Source organism: Pseudomonas sp. MH10, from assembly GCF_034353045.1.
Lineage (GTDB): Bacteria > Pseudomonadota > Gammaproteobacteria > Pseudomonadales > Pseudomonadaceae > Aquipseudomonas.
Genome location: NZ_CP133783.1, coordinates 5,063,866 through 5,086,775 on the forward strand (window position 1 = coordinate 5,063,866; position 22,910 = coordinate 5,086,775).

At 55.5% G+C, this 22,910-nt stretch carries 25 protein-coding genes; 7 read left to right on the forward strand and 18 right to left on the reverse strand.

The window, feature by feature from the left end; genetic code table 11:
* Nucleotides 1–37: 37 nt before the first annotated feature.
* Nucleotides 38–379, forward strand: a complete 342-nt coding sequence (gene grxD / locus RHM59_RS22860) for a Grx4 family monothiol glutaredoxin (protein ID WP_322165812.1) — start codon at nt 38–40, stop codon at nt 377–379.
* 156 nt (nt 380–535) lie between these two features.
* Here the strand turns inward: grxD and bfr are convergent, their stop codons facing one another.
* The 4 genes from bfr to pyrC form a co-directional block, all read right to left on the reverse strand.
* On the reverse strand, nt 536–1,006 hold the full coding sequence (bfr, locus tag RHM59_RS22865) for a bacterioferritin (RefSeq protein ID WP_322165810.1): 471 nt from the start codon (nt 1,004–1,006) through the stop codon (nt 536–538).
* A 197-nt stretch (nt 1,007–1,203) separates the two neighbouring features.
* Nucleotides 1,204–1,422: a bacterioferritin-associated ferredoxin gene (locus RHM59_RS22870; protein WP_322165809.1), complete on the reverse strand. Its 219-nt coding sequence runs from the start codon at nt 1,420–1,422 to the stop codon at nt 1,204–1,206.
* Between the two features lie 183 nt (nt 1,423–1,605).
* The gene (gene rnt / locus RHM59_RS22875; protein WP_322165808.1) at nt 1,606–2,286 is read right to left on the reverse strand and encodes a ribonuclease T; all 681 of its coding nucleotides are present in this window, start codon (nt 2,284–2,286) and stop codon (nt 1,606–1,608) included.
* Nucleotides 2,283–3,329: a dihydroorotase gene (gene pyrC / locus RHM59_RS22880; RefSeq protein WP_322165807.1), complete on the reverse strand. Its 1,047-nt coding sequence runs from the start codon at nt 3,327–3,329 to the stop codon at nt 2,283–2,285. Before pyrC ends, rnt begins: the two co-directional genes overlap by 4 nt.
* 127 nt (nt 3,330–3,456) lie before the next feature.
* On the opposite strand from pyrC, the gene RHM59_RS22885 reads away from it, so the two are divergent.
* Both RHM59_RS22885 and RHM59_RS22890 read left to right on the forward strand, forming a co-directional pair.
* Nucleotides 3,457–4,362: a flagellar protein MotY gene (locus tag RHM59_RS22885; RefSeq protein WP_322165805.1), complete on the forward strand. Its 906-nt coding sequence runs from the start codon at nt 3,457–3,459 to the stop codon at nt 4,360–4,362.
* A gap of 129 nt (nt 4,363–4,491) precedes the next feature.
* Nucleotides 4,492–5,709 (forward strand): argininosuccinate synthase, encoded by a 1,218-nt coding sequence (locus RHM59_RS22890; RefSeq protein ID WP_322165804.1) that lies wholly within the window; start codon nt 4,492–4,494, stop codon nt 5,707–5,709.
* A gap of 56 nt (nt 5,710–5,765) precedes the next feature.
* Here the strand turns inward: RHM59_RS22890 and RHM59_RS22895 are convergent, their stop codons facing one another.
* Complete coding sequence (locus RHM59_RS22895; RefSeq protein WP_322165803.1) at nt 5,766–6,401, reverse strand: hypothetical protein; 636 nt, start codon at nt 6,399–6,401, stop codon at nt 5,766–5,768.
* A gap of 102 nt (nt 6,402–6,503) precedes the next feature.
* Nucleotides 6,504–7,058, reverse strand: coding sequence for a hypothetical protein (locus tag RHM59_RS22900; RefSeq protein ID WP_322165802.1), 555 nt, complete (start codon nt 7,056–7,058; stop codon nt 6,504–6,506).
* 1,267 nt (nt 7,059–8,325) lie between these two features.
* Between RHM59_RS22900 and RHM59_RS22905 the strand changes: the two genes are divergently transcribed.
* The gene (locus RHM59_RS22905; protein WP_322165801.1) at nt 8,326–8,952 is read left to right on the forward strand and encodes a response regulator transcription factor; all 627 of its coding nucleotides are present in this window, start codon (nt 8,326–8,328) and stop codon (nt 8,950–8,952) included.
* 123 nt (nt 8,953–9,075) lie between these two features.
* On the opposite strand, the gene RHM59_RS22910 is transcribed toward RHM59_RS22905, so the two are convergent.
* The 8 genes from RHM59_RS22910 to metG form a co-directional block, all read right to left on the reverse strand.
* On the reverse strand, nt 9,076–9,258 hold the full coding sequence (locus RHM59_RS22910; protein ID WP_322165800.1) for a PA3496 family putative envelope integrity protein: 183 nt from the start codon (nt 9,256–9,258) through the stop codon (nt 9,076–9,078).
* Between the two features lie 105 nt (nt 9,259–9,363).
* Nucleotides 9,364–10,002, reverse strand: a complete 639-nt coding sequence (nth, locus tag RHM59_RS22915) for an endonuclease III (protein WP_322165799.1) — start codon at nt 10,000–10,002, stop codon at nt 9,364–9,366.
* A complete protein-coding gene (locus tag RHM59_RS22920; protein ID WP_322285486.1) occupies nt 9,999–10,667 on the reverse strand; it encodes an Rnf-Nqr domain containing protein in 669 nt (222 codons plus the stop codon). The genes nth and RHM59_RS22920 overlap by 4 nt, the downstream gene beginning before the upstream one ends.
* Complete coding sequence (locus RHM59_RS22925) at nt 10,664–11,287, reverse strand: RnfABCDGE type electron transport complex subunit G (RefSeq protein ID WP_322165797.1); 624 nt, start codon at nt 11,285–11,287, stop codon at nt 10,664–10,666. Before RHM59_RS22925 ends, RHM59_RS22920 begins: the two co-directional genes overlap by 4 nt.
* Nucleotides 11,284–12,258, reverse strand: a complete 975-nt coding sequence (locus RHM59_RS22930; protein ID WP_416195107.1) for an RnfABCDGE type electron transport complex subunit D — start codon at nt 12,256–12,258, stop codon at nt 11,284–11,286. The genes RHM59_RS22925 and RHM59_RS22930 overlap by 4 nt, the downstream gene beginning before the upstream one ends.
* Nucleotides 12,259–12,307: 49 nt before the next feature.
* On the reverse strand, nt 12,308–13,174 hold the full coding sequence (gene rsxB / locus RHM59_RS22935) for an electron transport complex subunit RsxB (protein ID WP_322185115.1): 867 nt from the start codon (nt 13,172–13,174) through the stop codon (nt 12,308–12,310).
* Nucleotides 13,171–13,758, reverse strand: coding sequence for an electron transport complex protein RnfA (locus RHM59_RS22940; protein ID WP_322285487.1), 588 nt, complete (start codon nt 13,756–13,758; stop codon nt 13,171–13,173). Before RHM59_RS22940 ends, rsxB begins: the two co-directional genes overlap by 4 nt.
* 123 nt (nt 13,759–13,881) lie before the next feature.
* Complete coding sequence (gene metG / locus RHM59_RS22945) at nt 13,882–15,924, reverse strand: methionine--tRNA ligase (RefSeq protein ID WP_322285488.1); 2,043 nt, start codon at nt 15,922–15,924, stop codon at nt 13,882–13,884.
* Nucleotides 15,925–16,112: 188 nt separating this feature from the next.
* Here metG and apbC point away from each other — a divergent pair, with 188 nt between their 5' ends.
* Nucleotides 16,113–17,207, forward strand: coding sequence for an iron-sulfur cluster carrier protein ApbC (gene apbC / locus RHM59_RS22950; protein ID WP_322285489.1), 1,095 nt, complete (start codon nt 16,113–16,115; stop codon nt 17,205–17,207).
* A 184-nt stretch (nt 17,208–17,391) separates the two neighbouring features.
* Here the strand turns inward: apbC and RHM59_RS22955 are convergent, their stop codons facing one another.
* On the reverse strand, nt 17,392–17,601 hold the full coding sequence (locus RHM59_RS22955; protein WP_014336857.1) for a cold-shock protein: 210 nt from the start codon (nt 17,599–17,601) through the stop codon (nt 17,392–17,394).
* A gap of 321 nt (nt 17,602–17,922) precedes the next feature.
* On the opposite strand from RHM59_RS22955, the gene dcd reads away from it, so the two are divergent.
* Nucleotides 17,923–18,489, forward strand: coding sequence for a dCTP deaminase (dcd, locus tag RHM59_RS22960; RefSeq protein ID WP_322165791.1), 567 nt, complete (start codon nt 17,923–17,925; stop codon nt 18,487–18,489).
* A gap of 105 nt (nt 18,490–18,594) precedes the next feature.
* A complete protein-coding gene (locus tag RHM59_RS22965) occupies nt 18,595–18,801 on the forward strand; it encodes a hypothetical protein (RefSeq protein WP_322165790.1) in 207 nt (68 codons plus the stop codon).
* A 12-nt stretch (nt 18,802–18,813) separates the two neighbouring features.
* On the opposite strand, the gene pdeM is transcribed toward RHM59_RS22965, so the two are convergent.
* From pdeM to RHM59_RS22980, 3 genes are all read right to left on the reverse strand, one after another.
* Nucleotides 18,814–19,470, reverse strand: a complete 657-nt coding sequence (gene pdeM, locus RHM59_RS22970) for a ligase-associated DNA damage response endonuclease PdeM (protein WP_322285490.1) — start codon at nt 19,468–19,470, stop codon at nt 18,814–18,816.
* Nucleotides 19,467–21,962, reverse strand: coding sequence for a ligase-associated DNA damage response DEXH box helicase (locus tag RHM59_RS22975; RefSeq protein WP_322285491.1), 2,496 nt, complete (start codon nt 21,960–21,962; stop codon nt 19,467–19,469). The genes pdeM and RHM59_RS22975 overlap by 4 nt, the downstream gene beginning before the upstream one ends.
* 175 nt (nt 21,963–22,137) lie before the next feature.
* Complete coding sequence (locus RHM59_RS22980; protein WP_322165787.1) at nt 22,138–22,902, reverse strand: ABC transporter ATP-binding protein; 765 nt, start codon at nt 22,900–22,902, stop codon at nt 22,138–22,140.
* Nucleotides 22,903–22,910 lie beyond the last annotated feature (8 nt).

Sequence of the window (22,910 nt, forward strand, 5' to 3'; positions counted from 1 at the left end):
CCGACATCTGAGTCGGAAAGTTCAGCCGAGGTGTTCCATGGATATCATCGAAACGATCAAAGAGCAGATCAACGCCAACACCGTTCTGCTTTACATGAAAGGCTCTCCGAATGCGCCACAGTGTGGTTTTTCGGCAAAGGCTTCGCAGGCATTGATGGCGTGTGGCGAGAAGTTCGCTTACGTCGATATTCTGCAGAACCCGGAAATTCGCGCCAACCTGCCTAAATATGCTAACTGGCCAACCTTTCCACAGCTGTGGGTTGGTGGTGAATTGGTCGGCGGCAGCGACATCATCACCGAGCTGTTTGCCAGCGGTGATCTGCAAACCCAAATCAAGGATGCAACGGTCAAGGCAGCTGCTGAAAAAGCAGACGCTTGATAACCCGTTGTTGGTGGCCTGCCCCGTTTACGGGCAGGTTCGCTTGCCAGTGGCCTGAAACGGTGTAACCGATACGCCGAACTCAACCAGCAAGCATGAAAAAGCCCCGCTCTCGACTGTCGAGATGCGGGGCTTTTTTCGTTAAGCGAAGGTGTATCAGTCGCCCATTTGCGATTGCAGGTAGTTCTCGATGCCGACTTTATCGATCAGGCCCAGTTGGGTTTCCAGCCAGTCGATGTGTTCTTCCTCGGACTCGAGAATGTCTTCGAGCAAATCGCGGCTGCCAAAATCGCCGACGACTTCAAAGTGTGCGATGGCGGCTTTAAGGTCGATCAGCGCTTTCTGCTCGATCTTGAGATCGCACTCGATCATTTCTTTGGTGTGCTCACCGATCAGGATTTTGCCCAGCTCTTGCAAGTTAGGCAGGCCTTCAAGGAACAGAATGCGTTTGATCAATTTATCGGCGTGCTTCATCTCGTCGATAGATTCGTGATATTCGTGCTCGCCGAGCTTTTTCAGCCCCCAGTCTTGGTACATGCGGGCATGCAAGAAATACTGATTGATGGCGACCAGCTCGTTTCCGAGGATCTTATTGAGATGCTGGATGACTGTAATGTCGCCTTTCATATCGAATGCCTGCCGTTCTAAATCTGAATAAGATGCAAGTTTGGGCTGCACTGTAAATGCTGTCAAACCTAAGTTGTTGAATAATAAGTAGTTTAAATACAAATAAGAATGTTTGAGTTCCGCATCTTGATACTAAGCGATTGAAATGCAGGCATAAAAAAACCGGACACACGGTCCGGTTCTTCAAAACTATAGTGTCAAGCGGCTGAATATTCTGCCGGGTAAGCCATCCCGACTTGACTACTTTGCAACGCGGTCAGCGTGTCACGCACGACTTCTTTGGCGAATGAAGCGCATTTTCCACATTTGCTGGCAACGCCCAATGTTTGGCGGACGTCGCGGTAACTGCAGCAACCTTCCAGGATCGCATCCCGGATTTGCCCATCAGTAACACCTTGGCAGAGGCATACATACATAAAGTGAGAACCGTCGTTGGTGGTGACTCAATGCCGGGGATACTAATGTTAATGAGAATGCTTGTCAAAACAACTTTCATTGAGAAGCCGTGTAATTTCTTCCTGCCGACGAACGGACATGGTCGACAACCGCTACAAAAAACCGACCACTGGGGGCCGGTTGATTAACGTGCATGATCGGAATCAGTCGTTGAAGTCTTCCCAGCCACCCATCTGTTTCCAGCGGTTGACGATACCACAGAACAGATCAGCGGTTTTTTCGGTGTCGTAGCGGGCCGAGTGCGCTTCACGGCCGTCAAAGTCGATGTCAGCGGCCTGACAGGCTTTGGCCAATACGGTTTGACCGTACGCCAAACCTGCAAGGGTCGCGGTGTCGAAACTGGAGAACGGGTGAAACGGGTTGCGCTTCATGTCCATGCGGGTAACGGCCGCATTCAAGAAGCCCAGGTCAAAGCTTGCGTTGTGTCCGACCAGAATGGCGCGCTTGCAGCCATTCGCCTTTAGCGCTTTACGCACGCCACGGAAAATGTCGGTTAAGGCGACTTCTTCGCTGACGGCCATGCGCAACGGGTGATCCAGCTTGATGCCGGTGAACTCCAGTGCTGCGGCTTCGACGTTTGCGCCTTCGAACGGCTCCACCCGGAAGAAGTAAGTGTGTTCAGGGAACACAAAACCTTTTTCGTCCATGCCGATGGTGACAGCGGCAATTTCCAGTAGAGCGTCCGTCGCCGAGTTGAAACCACCCGTTTCTACATCGATAACGACCGGCAGGTAGCCGCGGAAGCGGGCCGCCATAGGGTGCCTGGAACCGCCCCCTCCGCCGCTATGACCTTCCTGTTCGTCGTCGAAATGATCTTCGCTCACGCGTTTTCCTCAAGCAGGCGCCAGCGCAGTTTTTCACCGGCGCGCAGCGGAATTACGGACAGCTCGCCAAATGGCAGGCTGGTGGGTGCGGTCCATTCGTCACGGACCAGCGTTATGGTGTCGCGGTTGCTTGCCAGGCCGTAAAACGCCGGGCCGTGAATGCTGGCGAAGCCTTCCAGCTTGTCCAGTGCGTTACGCAGTTCAAAGGCCTCGGCGTAAAGCTCGATGGCCGCGTAAGCGGTATAGCAACCGGCACAGCCACACGCCGCTTCTTTGGCGTGTTGGGCGTGCGGGGCAGAATCGGTGCCCAGGAAAAACTTCGTGCTGCCACTGGTGGCGGCGTCGAGCAATGCTTGCTGGTGAATATTGCGCTTGAGAACCGGCAGGCAGTAAAGGTGCGGGCGAATGCCACCGACTAGCATGTGATTGCGGTTGTAAAGCAGGTGATGCGCCGTAATCGTTGCACCCACATTGGCTGAGGCTTCGTGGACGAACTGTACGGCCTCGTGGGTTGTGATGTGCTCGAAGACTACTTTCAATGTGGGAAAGCGCTCCACAACGCGACCCAGATGTTCATCGATGAACATCTTTTCGCGGTCGAACACGTCGATTTCACCGCGCGTCACTTCGCCGTGGACCAGAAGTGGCAAGCCGACCTCCGCCATGGCTTCCAGCGCCGGAAAAATCTTGTCGATGCTGGTGACGCCTGAGTCGGAGTTGGTGGTCGCTCCGGCTGGATACAGTTTTGCAGCGTGAACGAAACCACTGGCCTTGGCCGCGTGGATATCCTGCGGCTGTGTCAGGTCGGTCAGATAAAGCACCATTAACGGCTCAAAACGACTGCCAGCCGGGCGCGCAGCGAGGATGCGCTGGCGATAGGCATCAGCTTCCTGAGCATTGCGAACCGGGGGTACCAGGTTGGGCATGATAATGGCGCGGCCAAAAGTGCGCGCTACGTCAGCAACGGTGTGAGGCAAAACAGCTCCATCGCGGAGATGAATGTGCCAGTCGTCGGGACGCAGAAGGGTCAGGCGATCGGACATTGGGGATTCCAGGCGGGTCAAACTCGCTGGGAATGCTACCGGAAAACACTCATACGAGCACTCGCTATCAAGTTTTCCGGGAACTAACCGATAGCCAGACGTATGCAGTTTTCTAGTGGAGCCTCCCGTGCGCCAACGATATTTAGCCTTGCTCAGTGTGTTTGCCAGTTTGCCGGCAGTGGCTATTACTTTCCAGACACGTCTGGAAAGTATCGAATGGAAAGTCGAAGGCGATAAGTTTGAGTGTCGCCTGACCCAACCCATCACCGATTTCGGTGCGGGCGAATTCGTCCGTCGTGCGGGAGAACAAGCCACATTCCGAATTAAGGCCAGCGGTGGAATGCTGGGTTCAGGTTCCGCCACACTGCTCGCTGCGGCCGCCCCTTGGCAGCCCGGTCGTGGTGACGTAAACCTTGGTGCTGTCAGGGTGAATAACAGCACAATTCCGTTCAATTCCTCCCAAGGGCAAGCAGGCGGGTTACTTGCAGGGCTGATGGAAGGCCGCAGCCCAGTGATCCGTCATCAGGGGCAGGGCGGCAGCGTGATGGAAATTCGCTTGTTACCCGTGCGGTTTGCCAAAGCGTTCAGCGATTACCAGGCATGTACCGCCAAGCTGCTGCCCAAGAACTACGAACAGGTCAAGCAAGCGCAGATAGGCTTTCCGGGTAAAGATGCCGATCTTGACGCTCACGCGCGGGCCCAGCTACAAGTTATTGCTGATTTCCTGAAGGCCGACCCTACGGTGAACCACATCGAACTCGACGGCCATTCCGACAACAGCGGGAATCGATTGACCAACCGGGACATGTCACGCCGCCGAGCGCTGGCGGTGATGGATTTCTTCACGGCCCAAGGCGTTCCAGAGAAGCAGATCACCATGCGGTTTCATGGCGAACGCTATCCTTTGGCACCTAACACCAACGCGGCCAATCGCTCGCGCAACCGACGAGTCACCGTTCAATTGGATCGGCTGCCACCGGCCGATAAAGCCCCGTCAGTGGTCGCAGCGGGATCGGCTGCCGCTACGTCGTAATCGGCTGCGATTGATGCCCCGCTCGACATTAACTGTCGCTTGGTCGTCACAAGCTGTCGCGCCTCTGTAAAGCCATCGGTTTGAGCGGTAGAATCCTTCGCTTTGCGTACAACCCGGTGGAGTGAAGGCATGGCGGACGTAAACAAGGTAGTTCTCGCGTATTCCGGTGGCTTGGATACTTCGGTAATCCTCAAGTGGCTGCAGGACACGTATAACTGCGAAGTAGTGACATTCACGGCTGACCTGGGTCAAGGCGAAGAAGTCGAGCCCGCACGCGCGAAGGCGCAGGCCATGGGCGTTAAAGAAATCTATATCGATGACCTGCGCGAGGAATTCGTGCGTGATTTCGTGTTCCCGATGTTCCGCGCAAACACCGTCTACGAAGGCGAGTACCTGCTGGGTACGTCTATTGCGCGTCCGCTGATTGCCAAGCGTCTGATCGAAATCGCCAACGAAACCGGCGCGGACGCCATTTCCCATGGTGCCACTGGCAAAGGCAACGACCAGGTTCGTTTCGAACTGGGTGCGTATGCGCTTAAGCCCGGCGTTAAAGTCATTGCCCCTTGGCGTGAATGGGACTTGCTGTCACGTGAAAAGCTCATGGATTACGCCGAGAAGCACAACATCCCGATTGAGCGTCACGGGAAGAAAAAGTCGCCGTACTCGATGGATGCGAACCTGCTGCACATCTCCTATGAAGGCGGCGTGCTGGAAGACACCTGGACCGAGCACGAAGACGACATGTGGCGTTGGACCAAGTCTCCCGAGGACGCGCCGAACGTCGCCACTTACCTTGAGCTGACCTATCGCAACGGCGACATCGTCGCGCTCGATGACGTGGAAATGTCACCTGCAACTGTTTTGGCGACCCTGAACCGTATCGGTGGCGAAAACGGTATCGGTCGGTTGGATATCGTCGAAAACCGTTATGTGGGCATGAAGTCCCGTGGTTGCTACGAGACGCCGGGCGGCACCATCATGCTGCGCGCTCACCGCGCCATCGAATCGATCACCTTGGACCGCGAAGTGGCTCACCTCAAGGATGAGCTGATGCCGAAGTACGCCAGCCTGATCTACACCGGCTACTGGTGGAGCCCTGAGCGCCTGATGCTGCAACAAATGATCGATGCGTCGCAGGCTCATGTTAACGGCGTGGTTCGTCTGAAGCTCTATAAAGGCAACGTCATCGTCACCGGCCGTAAGTCTGATGAGTCGCTGTTCGACGCTACCATTGCCACCTTTGAAGAAGATGGCGGTGCCTATAACCAGGCCGACGCAGCCGGCTTCATCAAGCTGAACGCTCTGCGCATGCGGATCGCGGCTAACAAAGGCCGCAAGCTGTTCTGACCCCCTGCGGCCCCCTCTTGCGCGCCGCTCAGGCGCGCAGGGGGGCGTTGTTTATATCAAATAAACAACACCTCACTTGTAGTGATCGATACAAGCGCGAAAGTATGAATGTGTTTGAGGGTCTTTGAAAATTCACTGACCCGTGCGACCAATTCTCCATCGTTGACAACATCACTTCGGCAGCTCAGTAATACAATCAATTGTGTTGATCGAACGTCATTGCGCCGACGCTCGTTGTCAGTGTGCAACAGCGACATCAGGTGGATGACGTCCTCTTTGCACGAGAGGGGACCGCCATACGCTATTTCTATTTCGTCGGTGGGGTGCAGTAGCAGTTTGGAGTGAGACCGCAAGTGTCCCGCTCTTTGGGATGTTGGGCACGTTGATACAGAGCGATGGAGTGGAGGCTTTATTGGTTGAACAGTCGACAGCTCGGATTTTTTGAATACCTTTAGAAAGTTCTTTTCATTGGAGAAGTCTGAAGGCCCGTACAGGACTTTATAGTTAAAATTCAATGTCAGAAAAAACAAAGAAGTTAACACTGACGGAAAGACAATCAGGAACCAAACGTAGATACGCTGATTGCTCTCATCCAAAAAAGGCAGCGCGGTGGCTGCCGATGCCTCGGACAGCGCCGCAAACAGTGCGATGACACTGACCGGGTTCATTCCGTTGACTGAAGCTTTGATCATGGTTATTACTCGATAACGCATAAGTGCAGGGCAATGACTCTTTAAACGTAAGCGGGAGAGGAATGCAATAAACAGTTCGTCATGTGGGTATGTTTATAGGCATCACTCACCCGGTAGTGCGTCGGGCGACGGTGTGTCTTTCATTTGCTTAAATTCGAAGCGATAGTCTCGACCGATCTCCCATACTTGGCGAACGCTCAAATTCAGTTTTTGTGCGATCTCAAGCGCGGTGTAACCTAGGCTGGAATAATGCATGGCGTGGCCGGCGACCCTGTCGTCAACCGCATCAGGGTCGCGCAGCCCTTCTGTTCTAGCGCCGCGAACGGGCCGGCTATAGGAGATTTTCAGTCCTTGTTCTCCTGCCATTCGCCGGACATCTTTTTTTGTCATTCGCAGCGAGTATTGCAAGGAGCTAACCCCAGCACCCTTGGCGACCAGGTTTTTTAAAAGTTCGATTTTTTTAAGGGCATCTTCCTCAGTCTCAATCGGCGGGTTTTTAGGGGGCAATGATTCGGCAGAGAATTCGGCTGTTTCTCCAAGGGGCACTACATTGATAACACCTCCTCGTTGAATGTACTGTTCCACCGCAGTATCAAGGTCGAGTTTAGGTTTAGACTTTGATGGCGACGAGGTGCGTGAGTCTTTGTTATTAGTCACGAGCATGTACCTGTTTAAAAGTGGAAATAAGCGAATTCGCTGGATGAAGCGCACAGCGTATCGACCCGCTGGAAGGCGGTAACAGTGAAGCTCTGGGCTGGCCAGATTAAATGGGCGAGCTCTATCGGCTCGGTTAAATCCAGGCAGAGGGCGATTTTTTGACAAAAAACGGCGGGTCAATAAATCCAGTATTAGGGGTTCTGATAAGCACTTGAATGAAAGTTATTGAAGTGGCTGTCGATAAAAAGTAACGAGTGGTAATAGGATTTGCAAGTAAAAACGGCAGATTAGATAAATTGTATTGTCGATGTCTTTGGCTTCTTACATGGAGGTGGCAAGTCTTCTCCATGTGTCGTAGTCCATTTCCTTTTTGTCTGGTTGAGGCTAGCTAGAATGTAGGGAATAGCATTAACTCATTGGCGGACGAGCCTTAGGTGCAGGTATTCGGTATTTTTTTCGCTGTGCTAACAACAAATTGACTCGACCTGGCTGGTCGCTATTTGAGTTTTTTCTTTTACGTGCTGGCTCTTATTTACTAAAATACGAGGCGGAATTTTCTGGGAATCTTGGCGGGATCGACAGCCGTTTGATTCGGATAATATGTCGAACTGTTCTCATGCTGATTCGTAGGAAAATTCGTATGGGAATGTAGTACATCTCTTGTAACCAAGCGTGGAATTAATAGGCCTTGTTTAAAGGTATAGTTTGCGTTCTGGATCTACAGATGCTCGGATGGAATTAGTAATAATTCTTTGAACGTTATCCTGTGGTATGTCAGACAATTCGACTTATTCTTCGTACAAGAGAGAGCGACGAAATCCTGAGGGTCCAGTCGTACCGATGTAGCGTCGGCCAGTTTTGGTTCGATAGAAGAAATCGAGACTGGAGCCCTTTCAAAAAAAACATCGGCCAGTGGCCATGCGCCTGCGCTTACCTATGTTCCCAATGGGAATTACGGCAAGCGCTGAACAGTCTAAAGGGAGTTGGGGATATGCTTGACGGAACGAAAAAAATTATATTGCTTGAATCAAACTGCATTGAAGCACCAAAAGGAGCTGCAACTATTTCTTACGGTCCTGTAGCAAGTCAGTCGTCAGTAAACCAGAAAAATATCATGCACCTGAGTGTTTTTGTAGGATATATCTGTCGTATTTGTAGGAAAGGTCTCTGTCTGTTAGTCCTCGGAGGGGTGCGCCATGCAAAGCACTAAACGACTAGGCTATTGTGCTGGCTCTGAAAAATCGAACAGCGAAAATTGGACTTGCTCATGAATAAAGTGCTGATCGTGGATGATCACCCCGTCATTAGACTTGCTGTACGCATGTTAATGGAGCGTCATGGCTATGAAGTCGTCGCGGAAACGGATAACGGCGTGGACGCCTTGCAACTTGCTCGCGAGCATTTACCCGATATCGTCATTCTTGACATCGGAATACCAAAATTGGACGGTCTGGAGGTAATCACTCGTCTGTCAGCGATGACGCTTCCTTTCAGAGTGTTAATACTGACGTCTCAAGCCCCAGGTCACTTTTCCATGCGATGCATGCAAGCGGGGGCAGCTGGATATGTGTGCAAGCAACAGGATTTGACCGAATTGCTGAGTGCAATAAAGGCTGTGCTATCGGGGTACAGCTATTTCCCTAACCAGGCATTACACACCGTTCGTTCGAGCCTGGGAAACGCCAGCGAGGCAGATATGGTTGATCGGCTTTCGGGCCGGGAGATGATGGTTCTTCAGCAGTTGGCGTGTGGGAAGACCAATAAGGAAATAGCCGACGGGATGTTTCTCAGTAACAAAACTGTCAGTACGTACAAGACCCGTCTGTTGTTAAAGCTCAACGCCCGCTCGTTGGTGGACTTGATTGAGCTCGCTCAGCGAAACGGATTGGTTTGAGAGGATTTGGAGGGGAACACAAGATGGATGCCAAATCCTGTTCCCCATTACGGTAAAGCCCCTCGAAGACGAGAGGCTTTACCTCGCGTTCGTCAGGTCGCGGCCAATGGGTAAACCATAGGCTTACAGGTCGAAATCGTAATCGGCCAATCGCCGCTGCAAGCGTCGTTCTTCCAACATATTGTCGATGGTGCGACGTTTGCTCAAATTGGTTTTCGCGGTTTCCACGGGTGGCTGTGTGTCATCGTCCGCGTCAACTGCAACGAAATCGTCGTCCTCGTCCAGCTGCTCTTTGCCAGTGCTCATAAAGTGACTCCAGGCTTAGGCTGTCGTTGGCGGACCTTATAGCGGCAATTGTTGGCTGGGTAAAAAAGATTTTTTCAATCGATTACCTCAAAACAAGACTATTACTCAATCGTCAGACGTTTTTGCCTTGAATTCGCACAGATCTTCGATCCTGCAACTGCCACAGCGGGGCTTGCGGGCCTGGCAGACATAGCGTCCGTGAAGGATCAGCCAATGATGGGCGTCGAGCAGGAAATCTTTAGGCACAAATTTCATTAGCTGCCTCTCTACTTCAACGACATTTTTGCCCGGCGCTATGCCGGTGCGATTGCTCACCCGGAAAATATGCGTGTCCACGGCCATGGTCAATTGGCGAAAGGCAGTATTGAGCACTACGTTTGCCGTTTTACGACCTACGCCCGGCAGCGCTTCAAGTTCTTCCCGAGTCTGAGGTACTTGGCTGTGGTGTCGTTCCACCAGAAGGCGGCAGGTCTCGATGACGTTTTTAGCTTTGGCGTTGTAAAGACCAATGGTTTTTATGTAATCGCAAAGCCCGGCAACCCCTAGGTCGTAAATAGCTTGTGGGGTGTTTGCCACCGGGTAAAGACGTGCAGTGGCCTTGTTGACGCTGACATCAGTCGCTTGGGCCGAGAGAATCACGGAAATCAATAATTCAAAAGACGAGCTATAAGCCAGCTCTGTTTTAGGTTCCGGGGTGTCTTCCCGCAGGCGACGGAAAATTTCCAGGCGTTTTGCGGCGTTCATGGGTGCAGCGTTTCCTTGGCGGTGGAGGATTGATTGGTGTTCTCGGCACCGGCCGGTCGGATTTTAATCCGCCTATCAGCCCGGTAATTGTTCGCGGCAAGAAGCAATCCCAAGAGGATTAACCCGCCAGGGGTCAGCAGCGCCAAGTGGGCGCCCTCCGGCAGCATCTGTATCTCCCAGTGCGTTGCGCGAGCACCGAATAGCCACTGAGCGTGGCTGAACAGTGTGCCGTTGCCCAAGAACTCACGGAACAGGGCGAGTACCACCATCAAGGCACTGAATCGAGCGATCAGAGGGCGACCGCGGCGCAGCACGTCCACGGCAGTGCGTGAGTCGTTGCTCAGCACGCAATAAATGCCTAACAAAGGAAGGTAAATCCCCAACCCTTGATAAAGGGCCAATGCATACGCTTGTAGTACCAGCTCAGAACAGCTGACAAGCGAAGCAGCTAGCAACGCGCTGGCGAGGAGTTCGGCGCTGGGCGTCAATAGTTGGCGTATCCGTGCAATCAGCACGGCGTGCACGCCAACAACGACCCACAGCACCATCAGCAACCCCAGTGCCCGGGCAAAAGAGTCGGTAACGCCCAGAAGGGGCGTCAAGCTCAGGGGGCCGAGCAGGGCATGAATACAAGGTCGATTAACCTGTTGCACGGGATGAGTCATGGGGGCGTACCCGACGGGAGCGCCATGAGTAGTGCCCGATAAGCGTCGAAGAAACGCAATGTGCTACGAATGGCGCCGACGGTTGCCCGAGAGGTGATGGTCGCGCCAGCGATTTGGTCGAAGTCGCCGTGATCTTTCGTTAATGCCCATTCTGACTCGGGAGGATCAGTGAGAGAGCGGCCGATAAAACGCTTGAGCCAGGCCGGTTCAGTCACGAGGCGGGCGCCAATGCCGGGGGTCTCGTTGTGCTTGAGGACTTTGACGCCGAGCAACTGGCCGTCTATCGACACGGCGATCAGTAACTCGATGGGGGCAGAATAACCTTGAGCCTGGCTATGAAACAGAACCGCACTGGGCTTGCCCCCTTTCGTCGCAAGATAACCGGCGATCACTGCATGGGTGTCGGCGGTGCGCTCAGGCAGCGACAGCGGGTGTTGTAACGGTTGATTATCGTAACTGTCAGGAGGCATAACCGATAAAAAGGCTTGAGCTTGAGCCGCCTCCTGCGCCGCACTGATTTGCAGTGCTGCCGCTTGCTGCAGCGCGATCGTCAGCCCAATGCCCAAACCCGCAAGCAAGACGATAACTAACGCGCTTAACCATCTCGCCTGCTTGGTCATGGCGTGGCTCCCGTTTTTTTTGTCTCGCTGTCGGGCTTCGAGCGTTCCAGGCGCTCCAAAGTGGGGACGGCCAGATTCATGAGCAGTACTGCAAACGCGACGCCGTCGGGGTAGCTGCCCCATGTGCGAATCAGGTAAGTGATTACCCCCACCCCAATCCCGAACAGCAACCGCGCACGCGGACTTTTGGGGCCGGACACGGGTTCGGTCACGATAAAAAATGCGCCGAGCATGCTCGCACCGGTCAGCAGATGGAACAGCGGCGACCCGTGAGAGTCAGAGCCTGAACCGTTCCAGCACAGCAGGCTGATAATAAACAGGCTGCCCAACATTCCCACGGGTGCGTGCCACGTAAACACGCGTTGCCGAAGCAGGAAGGCGCCGCCGGCTAAGAACCCCAGATTGAGCCACTCGGCACCCCGGCCCCCGAATCGGCCAAACGATGGATTACTGGCAAACAACTCCTCAACAGTGAGGCTTTTATTGATCCGCAATGCATCCAGTGCTGTGGCTTGGGCCCACGCATCGGGCGGTGCTGCCAAACCAAGGTTCACACCGAAGATCTGTTGCAGGCCGCCCAATAGATTCAGGCCGTGTGGGGCTGGCCAGTGGCTCATGTGCTGGGGAAAAGACACCAGCGCCATCGCGTAGCCGAGCATGGCCGGATTAAACGGATTTTTACCGATTCCGCCGAACAGATGCTTGCCGAACAGTAGGGCAAAACCGGTCGCCACCAGCGTCAACCACCACGGTGAATACGGCGGGAGAGCAAGCGCCAGGAGGGTGGCGCTGACCAGCGCACTGCCGTCGCTTAAGCTCGGCTTGAGCGGCAGCTGGCGCAATGTAAGCACCGCGGCTTCCACGGCCAGCGCCATGCTCGCGGCCAGGAGCCAGCTGATCACGATTCCCCAACCGTAAAACCATAGCAACGTCAGCGCCCCGGGTAACGTCGCGAGTAATACCAGCGTCATGGTTTTCTGCAGGCCGTCGCTGACCTTCTCGACGGTGTCGGGCAAGGCTTCAGGCGTTGGCATGCGCGCTGACCTGGGTGTGTGCCTGGGCCGCAGATTCAAGAAAAATCAGGGTTTGCTCGGCGGCTTCGAACTCGCGCTGCAACACCACCAGTTGTTCTTGTTGTTCCCGGGTAGGTGGGTGACCAAAGGCTTTTAACGATTTATTTAATTGTGCGCGGCTCATCGCCAGGGCGATCTTGGCTTTTTTCAGCGCCTGATCAGTGGCCGCTGCTTTTTGCGCACGTATTCGTTCAATGGCGGACTGCACCGGGCTCGGTACTGTTTCCTGGGCTGCACTCACCTGAGCCGTGCGCTGCACACGCGCCAGACGTTCGGCTTGGCGCTGCTCTTCTTCGCGGCGCAATCGATCATTTCGCACTTCGAAGCGGCGGCGGGCGTGGTCGCGTTTTATGCGCCGAGCCTGTTGCTGTTTATCGCTAACGGCCAAGCCGCCCACAACAGGCACTACCCCGGAAAGCGGCAGTGGGTGCATTTCGATGCAGTCCACCGGACACGGAGCTACGCACAAATCGCAACCGGTGCATTCATTAATGATTACGGTGTGCATCAGCTTCGCCGCGCCGAGGATAGCGTCCACCGGACAAGCCTGAATGCATTTGGTACAGCCAATGCATTCCGCTTCCCGGATAAACGCAATCTGCGCTGGTGCCGGGCCGCGCTCAAGGTCCAATTGCACCACTGGAACGTTCAGCAGCCGAGCAAGCGAGGCAATGGTTTCGTCGCCACCGGGTGGACATTTGTTGATGGCTTCACCGCTGGCGATGCCTTCGGCGTAGGGCTTGCAACCGGGATGGCCGCACTTGCCGCATTGCGTTTGTGGCAGCAGCACATCAATAGTTTGGATCAGGTTCATGGCTTGATCAGCCCGCTGAAACCAAGAAAAGCCAGGCCCATCAAGCCCGCGCTGATTAACTGGATCGGTAAGGCACGAAAAGGCAACGGGACGTCCTGGGTTTGAATCCGTTGTTGAAGATCATGAAACAGGCTCAAAACCAGCCAAAATCCCAACCCCGAGCCGATGCTCAGCGCCAGCGCGTAGAGCATGCCCTTGTCGGGCTGAGTGCTTAACAACGCAAGCCCGAGGATACCGGCGTTGCTCACTAGCAGCAGTTGAAATCCGTCGAACGACAACCGGGGGAGCAGTCGCGATAGCACTGACACGCAGGGCTTTATCGCCATTACGCTGACTGGCAGGAATACGAACAACCTTAGATACCCCAGTTCCAACGGCACCAGTACCGAGTGGTACAGCAGGTAGTTGAGCAGCGTGCTGCAAAACATCACCCAGACGGTCGCCATCCCCAGCGCATGAAGTTGCACCCGAGTAATACAGGGTTCGCGGCTGGTATTGATTACGGGATCGACGCCCAACGGCCACTGCAATACAACGTTATTGATCAGGGCAGCGCTGATGAGCGTGAGAATGAAATCGGTCATGGGTGTGCCGGGTGAGCGAACAGGCAGAGGGTCCCTAAAGAAGATAGTAGCCAGCAAAAAACACGGCTACTTCTTGCGCGAAAAAGCCCACGAACGGCGATGTTCGTGGGCTTTGCGTCAAGCTTACTTGATTCGTTGACCCGGCTTGGCGCCGCTGTCCGGGCTGAGCAGGTAGATTTCTTCGCCGCCAGGCCCAGCGGCCATCACCATGCCTTCAGAAATGCCGAAGCGCATTTTGCGTGGCTTGAGGTTGGCAATCATCATCGTCAGGCGCCCTTCCAGTTCAGTCGGATTCGGGTAGGCGCTCTTGATGCCGGAGAAGACATTGCGTTGTTCGTCGCCAATGTCCAAGGTCAAACGCAGCAGTTTGTCAGCGCCTTCAACGTGTTCAGCCTTGAGAATCAGGGCCACACGAAGGTCCACAGCGGCGAACGCATCAAAGTCGATTTCGGCGGCCAGCGGCTCTTTGACCAACTCACCGTTGCCTTGCGGCGCAACCGAGGTATCGCTGGCAGTCAGGTCTTCTTTCGAGGCGTCGCTCATGGCTTGTACTTTTACCGGATCGATTCGGGTCATCAGCGGCAGGAACGGGTTGAGCTGATGATTACTCAGCAGCGTCAGGTGATCGTCCCAGGTCAGCGGCGCGACGTTGAGGAATTTCTCAGCATCGGCAGCCAACAGCGGTAGTACCGGCTTGAGGAAAATCACCAGTTGGCGGAACAGATTGATGCCCAAGGCGCAAACGGCCTGGACTTCATCTTGTTTGCCTTCTTGCTTGGCCAGTGACCACGGCGCTTTGTCGGCGATATAGGCGTTGGCGCGATCGGCAAGGCCCATGATTTCGCGCATGGCCCTGGCAAAGTCCCGCGCTTCATACGCTTCAGCAATGCCGGGCGCGGCTGCGAGAAACGCTTCGGTCAGTTCCGGCGCGGCGTTGCCTGCAACCAGCACGCCTGCGTTGCCCTTATGAATGAAACCGGCGCAGCGGCTGGCAATGTTGACCACTTTGCCGATCAGGTCCGAGTTGACCTTCTGTACGAAGTCTTCAAGGTTCAGGTCCAGGTCATCGACGCCACGGCTGAGCTTGGCCGCGTAGTAATAGCGCAGGTATTCCGGCGGCAAGTTGTCCAGATAGGTGCGTGCCTTGATGAACGTCCCGCGGGATTTCGACATTTTCTGGCCGTTAACGGTCAGGTAGCCGTGAACGTTGATCCCGGTAGGCTTGCGGAAGCCCGCGCCTTCGAGCATGGCCGGCCAGAACAACGCGTGGAAGTTGACGATGTCCTTGCCGATGAAATGGTACAGCTCGGTGGTGGAATCCTTAGCCCAATAGGCATCGAAGTCCAGATCAGGGCGGCGTGCGCAGAGATTCTTGAAGCTGGCCATGTAGCCAATCGGCGCGTCCAGCCACACGTAGAAGTACTTGCCCGGTTCACCTGGAATCTCGAAACCGAAATACGGTGCATCGCGGGAGATGTCCCACTGTTGCAGGCCCGCATCCAGCCACTCGGAAATTTTATTCGCAACGGCTTCTTGTAGGGTGCCGCTGCGGGTCCAGCTTTTCAGCATGGCGTCGAAGTCAGGCAGCTTGAAGAAAAAATGCTGTGACTCTTTCAGAACCGGCGTGGCCCCGGAAATGGCCGATTTCGGATTTTTCAGGTCAGTTGGCGCGTAGGTCGCACCGCATTTTTCGCAGTTGTCGCCGTATTGATCTTCAGTGCCGCACTTCGGGCAGGTGCCCTTGATGAAGCGGTCGGCCAGGAACATCAGCTTTTCAGGGTCGAAATACTGGGTGATCGAGCGCGTGGCGATGTGCCCGGCATCACGCAGTCGGGTGTAGATCATGCTCGACAGTTCGCGGTTTTCGTCCGAATGCGTCGAGTGGAAATTATCGAAGTCCACCAGGAAGTCGGCAAAGTCGGCGCTGTGTTCAGCCTTAACGTTGGCGATCAGTTGTTCCGGGGTGATCCCTTCTTTTTCAGCACGCAGCATGATTGCCGAGCCGTGAGCGTCGTCCGCGCAGACATAGATGCACTGATTGCCGCGATGCTTTTGGAAGCGCACCCACATATCGGTCTGGATGTACTCAAGCATATGGCCAAGGTGAATTGAACCATTGGCATAGGGCAGGGCGCTGGTGACGAGAATCTTGCGTGGCTCGGACATGGGGCTCGGCTATTTGAAGTGGAACGGAGATCGGCCACTATAAAGGTCCGGGCGATATTTTTCACCCCGCGGACACATATTGCTGGTCTTAACTGAGTCGTTCCTCACGCGGTGAAAGCATGCCGAGACGCTGCATAAGGCGTAGGATAGCCGCCTGTTTTACTCAGTCATTATTATCGGGAGTAGCCATGAGCGCCGTTAATCGCGCAGCGGTGGAAGCCGTTCTTCGCCAATATACCGACCCTTATTTGAATCAGGATCCTGTCAGCGCTGGTTGTGTCAGGGGCATCGACATCCAGGGTGATCGCGTCAGCGTGCAGTTGGAACTGGGTTATGCCGCCGGCCTGTTTAAAAATGGCTGGGCGCAAATGCTGCAAATCGCTCTTGAAGGACTCGACGGTGTGTCGTCGGCCAAGGTCGAGGTCCGCTGTGTGATTTCTGCGCACAAGGCCCAGGAACAAATACCAGGCTTGGCCAATGTGAAAAACATTGTCGCCGTGGCGTCGGGTAAAGGCGGGGTGGGCAAGTCCACGACGGCGGCGAACCTGGCCCTGGCGTTGTCTCGGGAAGGCGCACGCGTGGGCATGCTTGACGCGGACATCTACGGCCCGAGCCAAGGTGTGATGTTCGGCATTGCCGAGGGCACACGGCCGAAGATTAAGGATCAAAAGTGGTTCGTGCCCATCGAATCCCACGGCATCCAAGTGATGTCCATGGCGTTTCTGACGGACGACAACACGCCGATGGTCTGGCGCGGGCCGATGGTATCCGGTGCCTTGTTGCAGTTGATTACGCAAACGGCCTGGGATGACCTGGATTATTTGGTCATCGATATGCCGCCAGGCACCGGTGATATTCAACTGACGCTGGCGCAGAAAGTCCCGGTGGCCGGCGCTGTGATTGTCACCACGCCGCAGGATCTGGCTTTGCTGGACGCGAAGAAGGGCGTGGAGATGTTCCGTAAGGTCAACATTCCGGTGTTGGGCGTGGTGGAAAACATGGCCGTTCACATCTGCTCCAACTGCGGCCACGCAGAGCACCTCTTCGGTGAGGGTGGCGGCGAGAAGCTGGCGGCGCAATACGATGTGGAGCTGTTGGCGTCGTTGCCACTGTCTATGCTGATTCGCGAGCAGGCGGACGGCGGCAAGCCAACGGTCATCGCTGAGCCTGAAAGTCAGATCGCGATGGTGTATCAAGAGCTGGCGCGGCACGTAGGCGCGCGGATCGTCTTGCAAGAAGCTCAGTCACAAGCCATGCCGAGCATCACCGTTAGCGACGATTGAGTTTCTACACAAAGCTTCGCGAATGAATTCGCTCCCACAGAGTTATGCGATCCCTGCGGGACTGAATTCATTCGGGAAGGATTGATGCGCTATGTCCGGCGCGGCGCGCCTATCTACATAAACGACAGGCGTAAAAAAACCTCGCTTTTAAGGGCGAGGTTCTTTTTAAGCGAATAAGGACAAGTTAGATAACTTGAACTTCTTCAGCTTGCATGCCTTTCTGGCCGCGGGTAGCGACGAAAGAGACCTGTTGGCCTTCTTTCAGGCTTTTGAAGCCGTCAGATTGGATTGCTTTGAAGTGAACGAACAGGTCGTCACCCGATTGTGGAGTGATGAAGCCGAAGCCTTTTTCATCGTTGAACCACTTAACGGTACCAGTTTGGCGATTAGACATGGTGTATCTCCTTGGACAAAGTTAACTGCGACTCAGGAAAAGCCCTGGCCGAGACTGAGTGCAAAGAGCAGGAAAAATTCTTGGAGATGGTTGGATCGAAATTCAACATCGTGTAGAGATTCTCAGTGACACAAGCAACACAGTGGCGCCACCTTAACGCGTTTTTCGGAACGTGCCAATGGTCTGTTCACGATTATTTACTTTCGTGACTAACGGGCTATAGCAGACAGGCGGTTTGGGCCACCAGAGTCTTTGAACCCAAGGGCCTGGCCCGGTAAGATGCCGGACAGATTTTTCTAGCTCGCTATTCAGGACACCGCCATGAGTATCAAATCGGACAAGTGGATTCGCCGCATGGCGCAAGAACACGCAATGATCGAGCCGTTCGTAGAGCGTCAGGTACGGGGCGAAGGCGCTAACCGATTGATTTCCTACGGTGTATCCAGCTATGGCTACGACGTGCGTTGTGCCGCTGAATTCAAGGTGTTTACCAACATCAATTCGGCGACCGTCGACCCAAAAAACTTCGATGAAAAAAGCTTTGTTGATGTGACCAGCGACGTCTGCATCATCCCGCCGAACTCGTTTGCACTGGCCCGCACCGTCGAATATTTCCGTATTCCGCGCAATGTGCTGACCATCTGTCTGGGAAAAAGCACTTACGCTCGCTGCGGAATCATCGTCAACGTGACCCCACTTGAGCCTGAATGGGAAGGTCACGTCACTCTGGAATTCTCGAATACCACGACCTTGCCGGCGAAAATCTACGCGAACGAAGGAGTGGCACAGATGCTTTTCCTGGAATCCGACGAAGAGTGCGAAATCTCCTACAAAGACCGTGGCGGCAAGTATCAAGGTCAGCGTGGCGTGACCCTTCCACGTACCTGATAACCATTGATCAGGCAGCGAGGGAATTAGTCTTCTAATCGGCACTCTATTGACTGAACTGTTCGGGCTCGCCCCCATTGAGTCAGACTATTTTCAGGAGTGCCTATGAAGACGTATACGAAGCCCATCGTTCCTCCGGCGGACTTACACAACAATCATGTGGGGCTGCTGGCGTGGTCGCTGCTCGCGCCGCCACAGATCAATATGGTAGGCGGAATCCCTGGTCAGCCTGGGCCTGATACCCCGATGCAACCTACAGAGCCCGGCGAGCCAACGCTACCGGATCAGCCTCCACCTGCGCCGGTTGCTTGATTGGCAGGCCGTTCATAGCGCCCGCCACACGGCCCCGTCACCGACGATAAAAATCCGGCTGCCGACGTCGGGTTTTATCTCCATGCCTCCGGTAAACGCTCCGAAGGCCGGCAGCACGGCGATTCGCTCTTTTATGTAAAAACACGCCAGTCGCAGGCTTTGTCGACCGTTTCCCTGGAGCCGATAAACCGGATGGACGTGACCCGCCAGTACCGTGTGCGTTGGATGTGCATCCGGTCCGTGCTGTAGCGCGAACGGCCCGAGCAACAAGGGCTCTGACACAACCTCAAAACCCCAATTGACGGGCGGGTCACCGGCGCGCAGATCGTGATTGCCGCGAATCAACACAATGCGCAACGCTTCGTGGCGCAATCTCCACTCGTTCAACGCCCCCAATGTCGCCGCCGCTCGCGAGCCTGGCGCATGAAAAAAATCGCCTAAGAAAATCAGGCGCTCACACGGGTAACGTTCAAGCAGCGCGTCTATTCGTTGCAAGTTGCTGTGGGTGGTCCCTCGGGGCACCGGTTGCCCGAGTTTTCGGTAGGCGGCAGCTTTGCCGAAATGCGCATCGGCAATCATCAACACGCGCAAGGCCGGGTAGTAGATCGCCTTGTCTGCCAGCAGCCACAATTGCGCCCCTGCCAGTTCTATTGGGTAATGGGGCGTCATGAGTTGAGCTCAGACCCGGCGGCTTTCTCCAGATCACGGACCATTCGGGCGATGCGGTCAGCGAGTTTTTCCGACGTCAGACTCTCACGAAAACGCTCCACCAGCAGCGGAAAGGCCAGCGGTGTTGGTCGTTTGATCCTGTGTACATCGAGCGTGCGCTGATTAATCCGCTCCAATGAGCGTTCGAGTCGATCGACGTCCAGTTCCTGGCGCAAGACTTCTTCCTGGGCTTGGGTCAGCAATAGATTGCCCGCGTCGTACTGCTTGAAAACCTCAAAAAACAAACCGCTGGACGCCTGCAACTGCCGCGCGCTTTTGGGTGCGCCGGGGTAGCCGGAAAATACCAAGCCGGCGATTCGGGCGATCTCCCGAAAGCGTCGAAGGGCCAACTCACCCGCATTCAGACTGGCGAGAATATCCGTCAGCAAATGCTCTCGATTGAACACGTCGGCGCCCAGTTCTTCAACCCAATCCACTTCCGTTGCGCTAAGCAGCTCGAACCCATAATCGTTAACGGCGATGGAAAACGTCAGCGGTCGATGGCGGCTCAAGCGCCAGGCCAGAAGGCTCGCCAGTCCCAGATGCACATGGCGTCCGGCGAACGGGTACAGAAAAAGATGCCAGCCCTCTCGGGACTTAAGCACCTCAGCCAATAACGTGTGCTGTCGGGGCAATCCGGACCACTTTTGCTGCACCTCCAACAGTGGGCGTACGGCGTGCATTTCCGGGCTGCCGAACTCGCCCCGAGCCGCCTCGTCAAATTGGTTGACCACGGCATCCGCCAGCTCGCTGGACAACGGCATTCGTCCGCCATTCCAGCGCGGGACGGCGGCTTTTTTGCCGGTGGCACGCCGCACATAAGCGGTCATATTCTCCACGCGCACCAGCTCCAGCAGGCGGCCGCCAAACAGAAAACCGTCCCCGGGTTTCAAACGCGCTATGAAACCTTCCTCAACCGTGCCCAAGGCGCGACCACCGCCGCCCTTGCTCCAATACTTCACGTTGATGCTGGCATCGCTGACGATGGTGCCGATGCTCATGCGATGGCGCCGGGCAAGACGTGCGTCAGGAACGCGCCAGACGCCGTGTTCGTCCGGTTCCGCTCGGCGGTAATCAGGGTAAGCGGTGAGGGAGTGCCCGCCATGCCGAACAAAGGCCAGCGCCCATTGCCATTCTTCCTCCGTCAGGTCGCGGTAGGCCCAAGCGCTGCGGACCTCCGTCAGCAAATCATCAGGCCGAAAACCGCCACCGAGGGCCATGCTCACCAAGTGTTGGACCAATACGTCCAGTGGCTTGTGCGGCGAGTCCCGAGGTTCGATTCGCCTCGCGGCCACGGCGTTGCGAGCGGCTGCGGCCTCCACCAACTCCAAACTGTGGGTCGGCACTAAAGTCACTCGCGACGGGCGACCGGGCGCATGCCCTGAACGACCGGCACGCTGCATCAAGCGCGCAACACCTTTAGCCGAGCCAATTTGCAGGACGCGCTCCACCGGCAGAAAATCCACGCCCAGATCAAGACTGGACGTACACACCACCGCTTTCAGATGGCCCTCCTTGAGGCTCATCTCAACCCAATCGCGCACTTCTCGGGCCAGTGAGCCGTGATGCAAAGCGATCAGTCCGGCCCAATCAGGGCGCGCGTCGAGCAACGCGTGATACCAGATCTCTGACTGTGCGCGGGTATTTGTGAACAGCAGGCAACTGGCGCTGCTGTCTACTTCAGCAACCACCTGCGCCAGCATGCTCAATCCCATGTGCCCGGCCCATGGGAAACGTTCGATGGAAGGGGGCAGCAGCGTGTCGACGATCAAGTCTTTGCTAACGTTGCCCTGGACGTTGACCCCCGCGTCGCCGAGCAGAACCTGTTGAGCATAAGCTTGATTGCCCAATGTCGCGGAAACACCCCACACGATCAGTGGTGGATTCCAGCGCCGGAGCCTTGCCAGCGCCAGTTGCAATTGCACGCCGCGCTTGTTGCCAATCAGCTCGTGCCATTCGTCAACCACCACCATGCGCACGGTGGACAGCGTTGCGTGGGCGTCTTCGCGGGTCAGTAGCAGGGTTAGGCTTTCTGGGGTGGTGATCAGCACACTGGGCAGTCGTCGACTTTGCTTGGCGCGTTCGCTGCTGCTGGTGTCTCCGGTGCGCAGGCCGACACTCCAGGGAATGTTCAAATCCAGCAGCGGCGCTTGCAGGGCGCGGGCAGTGTCGGCCGCTAGGGCGCGCATCGGTGTGATCCACAGCACACTTAACGGCGCTGGAGGTGGCTTACGTTTACTCGATTTGTCGGCGGCGAGAGGCAAGGTGGCGTGGGCGAATCTATTCAGTGCCGCGAACCACACCGCGTAGGTTTTACCCGCGCCGGTACTGGCATGCAACAAACCCGATTCGCCGCGTTTAACCGCTGCCCAGACTTCTTTTTGAAACGCAAAAGGTGTCCAGCCGCGAGCAGAGAACCATCGTCGAGCGAAATCGCTAGGAGTTGTGCTCATGCCGCGCTGGATGCTCTGAGTGGCTTAATTCAGAGACAGCGAGGATTGGGGATTAGTTTTGTGCCTGGACGGCCGATAAACCGCTTCCCGAATGAATTCCGTCTCACAGGGGGGCCGAGATTTGCCTGTGGGACCGAATTCATTCGGGAATGTCGCGACGCGGTATCAGCTGCTGTTACTTCAAATTTCCACTCAAAAACTGCCGCAGTCGATCACTTTGCGGGTTGCCCAAGACTTCGTCCGGGTGTCCTTGTTCTTCCACCAAGCCCTGGTGCAGGAACATCACCTGATTGGATACTTTGCGCGCGAAGCTCATTTCGTGGGTCACCATGATCATGGTGCGGCCTTCTTCAGCCAGGCCCTGAATCACTTTCAGCACTTCACCTACCAGCTCCGGGTCAAGGGCCGAAGTGGGTTCGTCAAACAGCATCACCTCGGGTTCCATCGCCAATGCCCGTGCAATCGCCACGCGCTGTTGTTGGCCGCCAGAAAGGAAAGCGGGGTATTGCTCGGCGACGCGAGCCGGCAGCCCCACTTTGTCGAGGTACTTGCGCGCACGTTCTTCAGCTTCGCGTTTGCTGACGCCAAGTACACGACGCGGGGCCATGGCGACGTTTTCCAGTACGGTCATGTGGCTCCACAAATTAAAATGCTGAAACACCATCGCCAGCCGGGTGCGGATGCGCTGCAATTCAGCCGGGTCGGCGACGCGCATGCCATGCCGGTCGGAGACCATGCGAATTTGTTGGCCGTCCAGGCTCATGGCGCCATCGTTCGGCGTTTCGAGAAAGTTGATGCAGCGCAAGAACGTGCTTTTACCCGAACCGCTGGCGCCGATAAGGCTGATCACATCGCCCGTATTGGCCTTGAGCGACACGCCTTTGAGCACTTCGTTGTCGCCGTAGCTTTTGTGCAGGCTATCAATGGTCAGTTTGTACATGCCGTGCA

Coding starts and splice junctions, on each gene's coding strand:
- grxD (WP_322165812.1), top strand. CDS start 38: ATGGATATCATCGAAACGATCAAAGAGCAGATCAACGCCAACACCGTT.
- bfr (WP_322165810.1), bottom strand. CDS start 1,006: ATGAAAGGCGACATTACAGTCATCCAGCATCTCAATAAGATCCTCGGA.
- RHM59_RS22870 (WP_322165809.1), bottom strand. CDS start 1,422: ATGTATGTATGCCTCTGCCAAGGTGTTACTGATGGGCAAATCCGGGAT.
- pyrC (WP_322165807.1), bottom strand. CDS start 3,329: ATGTCCGATCGCCTGACCCTTCTGCGTCCCGACGACTGGCACATTCAT.
- RHM59_RS22890 (WP_322165804.1), top strand. CDS start 4,492: ATGGCGGACGTAAACAAGGTAGTTCTCGCGTATTCCGGTGGCTTGGAT.
- RHM59_RS22895 (WP_322165803.1), bottom strand. CDS start 6,401: ATGATCAAAGCTTCAGTCAACGGAATGAACCCGGTCAGTGTCATCGCA.
- RHM59_RS22905 (WP_322165801.1), top strand. CDS start 8,326: ATGAATAAAGTGCTGATCGTGGATGATCACCCCGTCATTAGACTTGCT.
- RHM59_RS22910 (WP_322165800.1), bottom strand. CDS start 9,258: ATGAGCACTGGCAAAGAGCAGCTGGACGAGGACGACGATTTCGTTGCA.
- nth (WP_322165799.1), bottom strand. CDS start 10,002: ATGAACGCCGCAAAACGCCTGGAAATTTTCCGTCGCCTGCGGGAAGAC.
- RHM59_RS22920 (WP_322285486.1), bottom strand. CDS start 10,667: ATGACTCATCCCGTGCAACAGGTTAATCGACCTTGTATTCATGCCCTG.
- RHM59_RS22925 (WP_322165797.1), bottom strand. CDS start 11,287: ATGACCAAGCAGGCGAGATGGTTAAGCGCGTTAGTTATCGTCTTGCTT.
- RHM59_RS22930 (WP_416195107.1), bottom strand. CDS start 12,258: ATGACGCTGGTATTACTCGCGACGTTACCCGGGGCGCTGACGTTGCTA.
- rsxB (WP_322185115.1), bottom strand. CDS start 13,174: ATGAACCTGATCCAAACTATTGATGTGCTGCTGCCACAAACGCAATGC.
- RHM59_RS22940 (WP_322285487.1), bottom strand. CDS start 13,758: ATGACCGATTTCATTCTCACGCTCATCAGCGCTGCCCTGATCAATAAC.
- metG (WP_322285488.1), bottom strand. CDS start 15,924: ATGTCCGAGCCACGCAAGATTCTCGTCACCAGCGCCCTGCCCTATGCC.
- apbC (WP_322285489.1), top strand. CDS start 16,113: ATGAGCGCCGTTAATCGCGCAGCGGTGGAAGCCGTTCTTCGCCAATAT.
- RHM59_RS22955 (WP_014336857.1), bottom strand. CDS start 17,601: ATGTCTAATCGCCAAACTGGTACCGTTAAGTGGTTCAACGATGAAAAA.
- dcd (WP_322165791.1), top strand. CDS start 17,923: ATGAGTATCAAATCGGACAAGTGGATTCGCCGCATGGCGCAAGAACAC.
- RHM59_RS22965 (WP_322165790.1), top strand. CDS start 18,595: ATGAAGACGTATACGAAGCCCATCGTTCCTCCGGCGGACTTACACAAC.
- pdeM (WP_322285490.1), bottom strand. CDS start 19,470: ATGACGCCCCATTACCCAATAGAACTGGCAGGGGCGCAATTGTGGCTG.
- RHM59_RS22975 (WP_322285491.1), bottom strand. CDS start 21,962: ATGAGCACAACTCCTAGCGATTTCGCTCGACGATGGTTCTCTGCTCGC.
- RHM59_RS22980 (WP_322165787.1), bottom strand. CDS start 22,902: ATGTACAAACTGACCATTGATAGCCTGCACAAAAGCTACGGCGACAAC.